This is a genomic window from Bifidobacterium aesculapii (assembly GCF_001417815.1).
GTDB classification, from domain to species: Bacteria; Actinomycetota; Actinomycetes; order Actinomycetales; family Bifidobacteriaceae; genus Bifidobacterium; species Bifidobacterium aesculapii.
Map to the genome: position 1 here is coordinate 25,645 of NZ_BCFK01000054.1, position 11,198 is coordinate 36,842.

Below are 11,198 nucleotides of genomic sequence, written 5' to 3' on the forward strand. Positions count from 1 at the left end.
GGGCTCCGGCCCCGACGCACCCGACGCATCAGGAGCATGAGAGGCGATACGGCGGCGACGCCGATGACGCGACGGCCCGGCCCCTCGCGGTGAGGGAACCGGGCCCCGTGATGGCGTGGCGTGTGCCGTGCCGGGTGCGATCAGGCCACGGCGGCGTCCGCCTTGGCGCGACGCTCGGCGAGCGCGGCGCGGATGGCCGGCTCGTTCTTCTCGAAGCGGCGGTAGAGCAGCATGATGGCGATGACGATCGCGTAGACGATGACCGGCAGCCAGATGAAGCAGAACTGGATGGCGTTCAGCGCTTCGGCGCTCTGCTTGGCGTTGGCGACGTAGCCGGCGGCGGCCATGATCTTGGAGGGGATCAGGTTGCCGAGTCCGGAGCCGAACTGGATGCAGAAGGAGGCGCCCACGGCGGACAGCAGACCGGCGGCGCGGATGCCGTTCTTGTATTCGCCGTAGTCGACGGTGTCGGCGAGCATGGCGAACGGCATGGCGAGAGCCATGGCGGCCCCGAGGATGGAGATGGCCCAGAACACGACGAACAGGGCGAAGCTGTGGGACGCGGTGAGCAGCAGGAGCTGGCCGATGATGGCCATGACCATGCCGAGGATCATCGTGTCGGTCTTGCCGGCCTTGCCGAGACGCTTGGAGACGTTCGGGATGAGGAACGTGGTGATGAGGCCGAGGATCTGCATGCCGTTGAGGACGGTGGCGAGGTTCTCGTCGTTCAGGTTGTACTTGGCGTAGTACACGGCCACGGACATGCGGTCCTCCTGGGCGATCCAGAAGATCACGAAGGCGACGATGAGGATGATCCACGGCCAGTTGCCCTTGATGGCGTGCAGGCTCTCCTTGAACGGCAGCGGATTCTGGGTCTTCGGATCGTAGTTGTGCTCGCGGATGTTGCGGAAGGCGAACAGGAGCAGCGCGACGGCGATAACGCCGTAGACGGCGAAGGTGAACATGAAGCCGACCCTCTGGTTCGTCTCGCCGGTGATGGCCTTGCCGGCCCAGTTGACCAGCGGGATGGTGCACACGGCGGTGATGAACGTGCCGAGCAGGCCGCCCGACAGACGGAAGGTGTTGGCCTTGACGCGCTCGGCCGGGTCCGGGGTGAGGTTGGACAGGATCGCGGTGATCGGCGTCTGGATGCCGGTGTAGACGAGTCCGGCGGCGAGGATGTAGGTGACGGTGGCGTAGACGACCTTGCCCATCGGGGGCAGGTCGGGGGCGGTGAACGCGAGGAAGACGGTGATGGCGAAGGGCACGCACATCCACAGGAAGAACGGGCGGGACTGGCCCCACTTGGTCTTGGTGTGGTCGACGATGGAGCCCCAGACCGGTGCGGAGATGCAGTCGCCGATGCGGGCGATGAGCAGGATCCAACCCGCGGCGGCGGCGGTGATGCCGAACACGTCGGTGTAGAAGAACATGATGTAGGTGCCGAGCGACGAGTACAGCAGGTTGCCTGCCATATCGGTGCTCATGTACGAGACCTTCTCCTTCAGGGGCAGCACGCCGCTGAATCCGGTCTCCGTGCCTTCGATGCCCGCGGCGCCCTCCGCGGCGCAGGGCTCAGTCATGGTGGCGCTGATTGCCATGATCCATCCTCTCTTGCAGATTTCACGTCCGTGGGACGTGTGGTGTTTCACCTCATCGGCGTGAAGCATGTTCTCGCGCCGATCGCATGATTCCCGCAGAAAAATCCCTATCTTCACAGTTCCATCATGTTTGTTATGGAATATATACGCAGATTTGGCGGATTATAACGCTTTCGCAACAGATTGATAACGCAACCATAACGATGCAAGGGCATAACAAAACGCCGTACATACCATTATGTGAGATAAAAATAATCACATAGTGACATGTACGGCGTGGTGGCCGACGGTGGGCCTTCCGACTAGTTCTGCCAGTAGCGGCCGAAGAAGTCCGCGATCTTCGCGGTCGCGTCACGGAGCACCTCGATGCGCGGCAGATAGACGATGCGGAAGTGGTCGGGCTTGTCCCAGTTGAACCCGCCGCCCCGCGTGATGAGGATGCGTTCGTCATGCAGCAGGTCGAGGGCGAACTGCTCGTCGTCATGGATGTTGAACCGCTTGACGTCGATCTTCGGGAAGATGTAGAACGCGGCCTTCGGCTTGACCGCGGTCAGTCCGGGGATCGCGTTGATCGCGTCGTAGATGTAGTCGCGTTGCTCGTGGATGCGGCCTCCGGGCACGATGTAGTCGTTGACGCTCTGGTGCCCGCCGAGCGCCGTCTGCACGATGGACTGCGCGGGCACGTTCGAGCAGATGCGCATGTTCGCGAGCATGTTGATGCCTTCGATGTAGTCCCTGGCGACGCGCTTGTCGCCCGACAGCACCATCCAGCCGACGCGGTAGCCGGCAATCATATGCGACTTCGACAGACCGGAGAACGTCACGCAGAACAGGTCCGGGGCGAGGGAGGCGATGGACGTGTGCGTGAGCCCGTCCATCACGAGCCGGTCGTAGATCTCGTCGGAGAAGATCATCAGATGGTGCTCGCGGGCCAGTTCGACGATCTGCTCGAGCACCTCCTTCGGGTACAGCGCGCCGGTGGGGTTGTTCGGGTTGATGATGACGATCGCCACCGTGCGGTCGGTGATCTTCGCGCGCATGTCGTCGATGTCCGGATACCATTCGGAGTCCTCGTCGCACACGTAATGCACGGCGGTGCCGCCGGCGAGGTTCACGCACGCCGTCCACAGCGGGTAATCGGGGCTCGGGATGAGCACTTCGTCGCCGTCGTCCAGCAATGCGGACATGCACAGGTTGATGAGCTCGCTGACGCCGTTGCCGGTGTAGATGTCGTCGATGGTGACGTTGGGCAGGTTCTTCAATTGCGCGTACTGCATGATGGCCTTGCGCGCGGAGAACAGGCCCTTGGACGGCGAATACCCCTCGGTCTCGGTGAGCTGGTGGGCCATGTCGTAGACGACCTCGTCCGGCGTGCGGAATCCGAACGGCGCCGGGTTTCCGATGTTCAATTTGAGGATGTGCGTGCCGTCGGCCTCCATGCGCGCCGCCTCGTCGACGACCGGGCCGCGCACGTCGTAGAGCACGTTGTCGAGCTTGTGGGACTTGCCGAACGCCCTGCGGCGCGGCGCGGCGGGCGCCGGCTCGGCGTCGGGACCTTCCGGACCGGCGGGGACGGGACCGTCCGTCACGTCCGCCGTCGCCGACGGGAGGGGCGACGCGTCGTCCTGCGGCATGGATCCGCGCAGCCATTCCGGATCCACCTTGAGCTGCGCGGCGAGGAAGTCGAGGATGTCCTCGCGGGGCATGGTCTTGCCGGCCACGTACTGGCTGATATGGCTCTTGCCCATGCGCACGCCCAGGGATTCGGCCGCACGCACCAGATCCACCTGCTTGACGCCCCTGTCGTTCATCGCCTCGTGCAGTCGCTCCGCGAACACCGCTGTGGACATGTCTTCCTCCAAACCATGCAGACCATGAAGTTCAATATTCATATTGAACATTGGTTCATAACCTAGGAGAAGTTCAAGACAAGTTCAATTACCTACGCCCGCCGATGTCACATACCGGACATCTGAAATTGAACTTCATTGCGGGAGTCACACGCCTACGGCCGCAGCAGGTGGGATTCGATCCATCGGGCCACGCCGTCGTCGTCGTTGGGCGGGCACACGTCGTCGGCGACCGCCAGCACCTTGGGATTCGCGTTGGCGACGGCCACGCCGATGCCGGAGGCCGTCATCATGTCGATGTCGATGAGGTCGTCGCCGAAGCTCACGGTATCGGCGAGGGGCACGTCCATGCGCGCGCACAGGGTCTGAAGCGCATGGCGCTTGTTGGCGAGCGGGTTCATCAGCATCCACATCGACCCTTCGGAGATGGCCACGTCGAAATCCGGGGGAACGAGTTCGCCGAGTCTCGTCCACTGTTCGGGCTCGGGGAAGACGATGAGCTTGTCGGCGATGCCGTCGGGCACGTCGGTGAAGTCAGTGAACCGCCAGGTCTGGGTCTTCCAGTAGACGCTCACGTCGAAGTTGGTGTAGCGCACGTCATCCATGACGATGCCGAGTTTCAGCCCGGGCATCTCGCCAAGCAGGAACCGGCACACCTCGCACGCCCGGGCGGCGGGAAAGCCGATCTTGAGCAGATGCCCGTCGGCCGGCATGACGCCCGAAGTGAGCATCCCGTAGTCGGAGCGCGCGGGCTCGAAGTCGATGAGCGCGCCGTTGAGATAGATGACCGCATCCACCGGCAGCTTCTCGGCGTATTCGTAGCCGGTGCTCACCGGGCGCGCCGTGGCGATCGCGAACCGGTACCCGGCATCGTGCAGCCGTTCGACCGTGCGGACGGAACGATCGGTGATGTGGCGCCCCTCGAAGGTGGGGGCGCCATGAAGCAGCGTGCCGTCGAGGTCGGCGACGATGAGGCGAGAATGGACGTTCACGGTCATGGGAATGCTTTCGTTTCGGGCTCACGGACGGTCACGGACGGGCGCGCCGGGTCAGACGAGACCGGCGCAGTAGGAGCGCACGATTCCGGCGGAACGGTGGAGCTTGGCGCGTTCCCCGTCGGTCAGGTCGAGTTCGACGATTTCGTTGGCGCCGTTGGCGCGCAGTTCGGTCGGCACGCCGAGGAAGACGTCATGTTCGCCGTATTCGCCGTCCAGCAGCGTGGATACGGGCACGATGCGGCGTTCGTCCCACAGGATCGTCTGCACGATGCCGGCGACGGTGGAGGCGATGCCGAAGTTGGTGCCGTGCTTGACGGCGACGATCTCGTCACCGCGCATACGCGTCCTGCGTTCGATCTCCTGTGTGGAGACGGAGGAGAAGCGGCTGCGGTTGTCGTCGAGGAATCGGGCGAACGGCTTGCCGCCCAGCGAGACGGTGGACCACGCCGTGAACTGCGAGTCGCCGTGCTCCCCCATGACGAACCCGCCGACGTTGCGCGGATCGAGCCCGGTCTCCTCGCCGATGATGGTCTTGAGGCGCGACGTGTCGAGCGCGGTGCCGGTGCCGAGCACCTGCGAACGCGGCAGCCCGGAACGCTTCCACGCGTACCAGGCCATGACGTCGACCGGGTTGGAGACCATGACGATCACGCCGTCGAAGCCGGAGGCCATGACATGGTCGACGACATCGCCGACGAGTCCGACGGTGAAGCCGAGTTCGGCCAGACGATTGGAATCGACGGGCGGTTTGCGCCCGACCGTGACGACGACGATGTCGGCGTCACGGCAGTCGGAGTAGTCGCCGGCATGGACCCGGATGTGACGGTCCCAGAACTCGCTGCCGTCATCGAGGTCGTGGCTCTCCCCCGACGCCTTGTCCCGATTGTGGTCGATGAGCACGAGCTCGTTGCACAGCCCGTGGGTGACGATGGCGAAGGCCGCGGTGGCACCCACCTGTCCGGTTCCCACGATGACGACCTTGTTGCGGTTCATGGTGACCATGGCACGGTTCCTTTCACTAGACGCACATTGCGCCCGGCACACGGCCGGCGCAACGAAACTGACCCATGGCACCGGTTCCGGGGCCATGGGTCATACGAGGGCGTGATGCGCGCGACGCATCTCAGATGAGGTTGAACTTGGTCATCAGGCCGAGGGCGATGATGATCGCCACCCAGATCAGGGCGATGACGACGGTCCAACGGTTCAGGTTCTTCTCGGCCACGCCGGAGGTGCCCGCGTTCTGGGTCAGACCGCCGCCGAACATGTCGGACAGGCCGCCGCCCTTGCCCTTATGCATGAGAATGAGCAGCGTCAGCAGGCAGCTGAGCACGACGACGACGATTTCGAGCGCGATTTTCAGAGCGGTCACGGGTGGATACCTCCAACTTGGTACAAATCTTCACCAATCATAGCGCAATGCGCCGAACAATGCATCGTGCCCCTCAACGGGTCGCCTTGGCGGTCAGACGGCATATCCTGACCAGCTCGTCCACGTCGAGCGCCGCGCCGCCGATCAGGAAGCCGTCCACGTCCGGCTCGCCGATGAGTTCGACGGCGTTCCTGGACGAGACGGAGCCGCCGTACAGGATGCGCACGGTGTCGGCCACCGTGTCGTCGAACGTGGCGCGAAGGTCGTCCCTGATGGCCTGCGCCGCGTACTGCGCGGATTCGGGAGTGGCGACCATGCCCGTGCCGATGGCCCACACGGGTTCGTACGCGATGATGAGTTTCGAGGCCTCACGCTCGTCGAGGTCGCGGGTCACGTCATGCACCTGCCCCACGGCGAAGTCCAGTTCGATGCCCTGACGCCGCTCCTCGAAGCTTTCGCCGACGCACAGGATGGGCTGCATGCCCGCGGCGAGGACGGCCCGCACCTGGTCGACGATGTTCGCATCGTCCTCGGGATGGTATTTGCGCCGCTCGGAGTGGCCGATGATCACATAGGAGCAGCCGAGCCGCGCGATCATGTCCGCGGAGATGTCTCCGGTGAACGCCCCCTGATCGGTGACGGACACGGACTGCGCGCCGTACCGTATCTTGAGTTTGTCGGCCTCGACGAGCACCTCCACGCTGCGCAGCGAGGTGAACGACGGGAACAGCGCCACCTCCACCCTGCGGAAGTCGAAATGGGCGTCACGCAGCATCCACGCGAACTTCTGCACGAAATACGTCGCCTCGAGATGATCGAAGTTCATCTTCCAATTGCCCGCCACCAGCGGTATGCGTTCGGACGCCATGCGCGGTCTCCCCCTCAGTAGAAACGTATGTGCGGTACGGACGGCAATGGCTCCCCGGCCCCCCTTGCGGGGTCCCGGGGAGCCATGCGTTCGTCGGATCAGTCGAGCACCTTCAGGCCCGGCAGCTCCTTGCCCTCGAGGAACTCGAGGGAGGCGCCGCCACCGGTGGAGATGTGCGAGAAGCCGTCCTCCGGGAAGCCGAGGTTACGCACCGCGGAGGCGGAATCGCCGCCGCCGACGATGGTGAACGCACCGGCTGCGGTGGCGTCGACGAGGCCCTGGGCCACGGCCTTGGTGCCGGCCGCGAACTCGGGGATCTCGAACACGCCCATCGGGCCGTTCCACACGACGGTCTTGGAGTCCACGATCTTGTCGTGGAACAGCTTCTGGGAGTCGGGGCCGATGTCGAGGCCCATCTTGTCGGCCGGGATGGCGTCGGCGGCCACGACCTCCGGGGCGACCGGGGTGTCGCCGGCCGGGAAGCCGGGGTTCACGACGATGTCGGTGGGCAGCACGAGCTCGACGCCGTTCTTCTCGGCGGTGGCGATGTAGCCCTTGACCTTGTCGAGCTGGTCCTCTTCGAGCAGGGAGGTGCCGACCTCGTAGCCCTTGGCCTTGAGGAAGGTGAACACCATGCCGCCGCCGATGACCAGACGGTTGGCCTTGTCGAGCAGGTTCTCGATGACGCCGAGCTTGTCGGAGACCTTGGAACCGCCGAGCACGACGGTGAACGGACGCTCCGGGTTCTCGGTCGCCTTGGACAGCGCCTTGACCTCCTTCTCGACCAGCAGGCCGGCGGCGGCCGGCAGATCGGCGGCGACGTCGTAGTTGGAGCCCTGGGCGCGGTGGACGACGCCGAAGCCATCGGAGACGAAGGCCTCGCCGAGGGCTGCGATCTTCTTGGCGTACGCAGCACGCTCGGCGGCATCCTTGGAAGTCTCCTCCGGGTTGAAGCGCACGTTCTCAAGCAGGACGACGTCGCCGTCGGACATGGCGGCGACCTTGGCCTGGGCGTCCTCGCCGTAGGTGTCCTTCGCCAGCGGCACGTCGATGCCGAGCAGCTCGCCGAGGCGGGCGGCCACGGGGGCGAGGGACAGCTCCGGGACGACCTTGCCCTTCGGGCGGCCGAGGTGGGCCATCAGGATGACCTTCGCGCCCTGCTCGCGCAGGTTCTTGATCGTCGGCAGGGCGGCCTTGATGCGGCCGTCGTCGGTGATCGTGGTGCCGTCCAGCGGGACGTTGAAATCGGCGCGCACCAGAACGCGCTTGCCCTTGAGATCTCCGAGATCCTTGAGTGTCTTCATGAATATCCTTTCATAACCGCATGCGCGGGAAAGTGGCGGTGTCTTGCCACTTCGCATAATACAACAGGCCCGCCGTCCGGGCGGGCCTGACACAGGATTTTTTGGAACTCGTGGCGTGCGACGCCATGCGGGCGGCTCAGGAACGGACCTTCTCGGTCTTCTCCGCGAGCTGAAGCAGACGGCGGATGCGTCCCGCGATGGCGTCCTTGGAGATGGGCGGCTCCGCCAGACGGCCGAGCTCCTCCAGGCTCGCATCGCCATGCTCCAGACGCAGCTGGCCCGCGGCACGCAGGTTCTCGGGCACGTCGACGCCGGCCTGGTCGAACAGTTCGAACGCCTTGCGCACCTTGTCGCACGCTTCGGCCGCCGCCTTGGCGGAACGGCGCATGTTGGCGTCGTCGAAGTTGGCGAGGCGGTTCGCCTTGGACCGGGTCTCGCCGTCGGAACGCTTGCCCGTCCAGTCACGCGCCGAGCGCATGGCGCCCATCGAGTTGAGCATGCGTTCGATGGAATCGGGGTCGGTGAGCGTCACGCGGAAGGATTTGCTCAACTGCCTGGGCTTGGCGGTGATGCCGAGCCTGCGCGCAAGTCCCGCCAACGCCATCGCGGCCTCGTTGCTCGGGCAGATGATCTCCATATACGGGTTCTTGCCGAGGTCGGAGAGGATGCCCTTCGCCATGAAGGCGCCTCTCCACGCGGCCCTCACCTGCGCGATCTTACCCTGCACGATCTTCACCGGCAGGCCGCGCACGGCCTTGTTGCGGTCGATGAGGCCGGTGGCCACGGCGAGGTTCACGGCCCCGCGCTCCACCTTGACGATATGGTACTGGTGGGAGCCCTTGGGCGTCGTGCGCGTCGACGTGATGAGCTTCGCTTCGAGGTTGTACAGGTCCCTGATGTTGTCGCGCAGCCATTCCGCGGCGACCAACGAATCGAAAGTGGCGAGCATGACGATCTGCTTCTGGGCGTTGTTCATGAAGCCGCCGGCGAAGCGGATCATGGCGGTGACCTGCGCCTTCCTGGCGTCCGCCTTCTCGTCCTCAAGCGCCGCGAGCTCGCTTTTCACATCATCCAGAAGAGCCAAGAGCCAACCTCCTAAGTCTCGTCCCTCTCAATGGTTCCGGGGTTCGGGGCATGGAACGGGGTGCTATGTTCCCGCGCCTCCCGCCGAATTTCTGTGATACCGGCCATCTTGGACAACAGTCGCCCCGTTTTCGCTTTTCCATGGCCGCCGTCTCGACATGTGGTCAGGGCGAGCCGGCCGGAAAATCAACGGCGACGACGCTGCTCGCGGGCGGAAACGGTGACATCGAGCCCATGTGAGCGCAAACGGGAGGCCAGCGCCTCGCTCATGGCCACCGAACGATGCTGACCGCCCGTGCAGCCGACCGCGATGGTCACGAAATGCTTGTCCTCACGGGCGTACCCCTCGATGGCGATGAGCAGCGCCTTCTCGTAGGCGTCGAGGAACGCCTTCGCGCCGTCGCTGGACAGCACGTAGTCGGCCACGGGCTTGTCCCAGCCGGTGAGCTCGCGCAGACTGGGCACCCAGAACGGATTGGGCAGGAACCGCACGTCCGCCACGAAGTCGGCGTCGGTCGGTGTCCCGTATTTGAACCCGAAGCTGAAGATGTGCACGGACACCGTCTTGGGGCCGGACCCGACCATAGCCTCGTACAGCTTGGTGGACAGCTGGTGGATGCTCAGCGAGGACGTGTCGATCACCTTGTCCGCGCGCTCCTTGAGGTTGGCGAGCAGCGCCCGCTCCTCCTCGATGCCGTCGATGAGACGGTTGCCGTGCTGGAGCGGATGCGGCCGACGGACCTTCTCGTAGCGGGTGACGAGCACGTCGTCGCTGGCGTCGAGGAACAGGATGCGCGTCCTGACGCCGAGGTCGTCGAGATGGCTGAGCACCTCGTTGAGGTCGTCGAAGTACTCGCGCGACCTCACGTCGATGACCGCGGCGAGCCGGTGCACGCCCCTGCCGTCGCCGGCGTTGGTCATCATGTCGACGAGCGGCACGAGCAGCTTGGGCGGCAGGTTGTCCACCACATACCAGCCCATGTCCTCCACGCAGTCGGCGGCATGCGACCTGCCCGCCCCGGACATGCCGGTGATGAGCAGCACCTCGAAGCCGTCGGCCGGCGCCGGGCTGTCCGCAGATCCGCCTTCCCCTTTCTTCGCGGCGATGGAGCCGCGGTCCATCGAATCCATCACAGCGCCTCCTCCAATGCACGTCTCATGGCGATCTCCAGGTGGTCGTCGTCGACGGTGACGTCCTGCAGACGGCGATCGGCGTCGGAGGGCGGGTCGTCGTCCCAGATCCCGGTCATGAGCAGCACCTGGATGAGGCCCTGGTACAGCAGCATCTCCTCGCCGCCGATCGCCTGCCCGCCGTGCTCGCGCCACACCTGCATGAGGCGCGTGGGGCGAGGATCGTAGACCACATCCAGCAGGGTGCCGGGGAACGTCGTCTCGACGGCCGAGAGCACGTCGGCGACGCCGTCCGCGGCATGCCCGGGAATCGTGTTGATGACGTACCCCGCCTCACGTGCGACGGCGGCCACCGCGTCCCCGTCCGCCAGGTCGATCTCGTCATAGGGATGCACGCCGTCGCCCCGGAACATCGCCGCGGCCGGCCCGATGCCGAGATCACGCCCGGGGTGCCGTGACGCGACGGTGATGCGTGACGCCCCCGGCATCATCAGGCATGCGGCGGCCGCGGAGGTGGCCGTGTTGCCGTTGCCGATGATGAGCGCGCGGCCGGCACGGCCAGCGTCGCGATGCACGCCGGACTCGCGGTCGGCATGGTCGAAGGCGAGCTGGATGCCGACGACGTCGGTGTTATACAGTCTGATGACCGGGCGCCCGTTCGGCCACAGCGGGTCGTCGTGATCGACGTGGGACCAGTCGAACACGACCGTGTTGGCGACCTTCAGCTCCCTCGCCCACACATTGCGCGGGGTGCCGTACGGCTGGATTGTCTTCTTGAGCGGCATGGTCAGGCTCAGCCCACGCCATGTGGGGTCCAGTCCCTTGAGGAACGCGTCGAGGTCCTCCTCGCCCACCTCGTGCCGGTCGTACCACCAATCGTCGAGTCCGAGCGCGCGGTACGCCGCGTTGTGCAGCACCGGCGACAGCGAATGCGCGATGGGCTTGCCGAGCACCGCGCACCTGTTGGCGATCGTCATGCCTGCCTCCTTCG

General features: G+C 65.2%; 10 protein-coding genes. All 10 read right to left on the bottom strand.

Annotated elements, in window-relative coordinates; genetic code table 11:
• Positions 1–140: 140 nt before the first annotated feature.
• The 10 genes from BFAL_RS07465 to BFAL_RS07510 all read right to left on the bottom strand — a co-directional run bounded on the left by BFAL_RS07465 (position 141) and on the right by BFAL_RS07510 (position 11,178).
• Positions 141–1,601, bottom strand: a complete 1,461-nt coding sequence (locus tag BFAL_RS07465) for a glycoside-pentoside-hexuronide (GPH):cation symporter (RefSeq protein WP_236691707.1) — start codon at positions 1,599–1,601, stop codon at positions 141–143.
• Between the two features lie 302 nt (positions 1,602–1,903).
• On the bottom strand, positions 1,904–3,451 hold the full coding sequence (locus BFAL_RS07470; RefSeq protein ID WP_169787196.1) for an aminotransferase class I/II-fold pyridoxal phosphate-dependent enzyme: 1,548 nt from the start codon (positions 3,449–3,451) through the stop codon (positions 1,904–1,906).
• A 155-nt stretch (positions 3,452–3,606) separates the two neighbouring features.
• Positions 3,607–4,449 carry an HAD family hydrolase gene (locus tag BFAL_RS07475; protein ID WP_055427783.1) on the bottom strand — a complete coding sequence of 281 codons (843 nt, stop codon included), beginning with the start codon at positions 4,447–4,449 and terminating at the stop codon, positions 3,607–3,609.
• Positions 4,450–4,500: 51 nt separating this feature from the next.
• Positions 4,501–5,451, bottom strand: coding sequence for an L-lactate dehydrogenase (locus BFAL_RS07480; RefSeq protein WP_055427784.1), 951 nt, complete (start codon positions 5,449–5,451; stop codon positions 4,501–4,503).
• Between the two features lie 121 nt (positions 5,452–5,572).
• Complete coding sequence (secG, locus tag BFAL_RS07485; RefSeq protein WP_055427785.1) at positions 5,573–5,821, bottom strand: preprotein translocase subunit SecG; 249 nt, start codon at positions 5,819–5,821, stop codon at positions 5,573–5,575.
• Between the two features lie 73 nt (positions 5,822–5,894).
• Positions 5,895–6,689, bottom strand: a complete 795-nt coding sequence (tpiA, locus tag BFAL_RS07490) for a triose-phosphate isomerase (protein WP_055427786.1) — start codon at positions 6,687–6,689, stop codon at positions 5,895–5,897.
• Between the two features lie 98 nt (positions 6,690–6,787).
• Complete coding sequence (locus BFAL_RS07495) at positions 6,788–7,993, bottom strand: phosphoglycerate kinase (protein ID WP_055427787.1); 1,206 nt, start codon at positions 7,991–7,993, stop codon at positions 6,788–6,790.
• Between the two features lie 136 nt (positions 7,994–8,129).
• On the bottom strand, positions 8,130–9,077 hold the full coding sequence (whiA, locus tag BFAL_RS07500; protein WP_055427788.1) for a DNA-binding protein WhiA: 948 nt from the start codon (positions 9,075–9,077) through the stop codon (positions 8,130–8,132).
• A gap of 185 nt (positions 9,078–9,262) precedes the next feature.
• Positions 9,263–10,198 carry an RNase adapter RapZ gene (gene rapZ, locus BFAL_RS07505; protein WP_055427834.1) on the bottom strand — a complete coding sequence of 312 codons (936 nt, stop codon included), beginning with the start codon at positions 10,196–10,198 and terminating at the stop codon, positions 9,263–9,265.
• An 8-nt stretch (positions 10,199–10,206) separates the two neighbouring features.
• Positions 10,207–11,178 carry a shikimate dehydrogenase family protein gene (locus tag BFAL_RS07510; protein WP_174514766.1) on the bottom strand — a complete coding sequence of 324 codons (972 nt, stop codon included), beginning with the start codon at positions 11,176–11,178 and terminating at the stop codon, positions 10,207–10,209.
• Positions 11,179–11,198 lie beyond the last annotated feature (20 nt).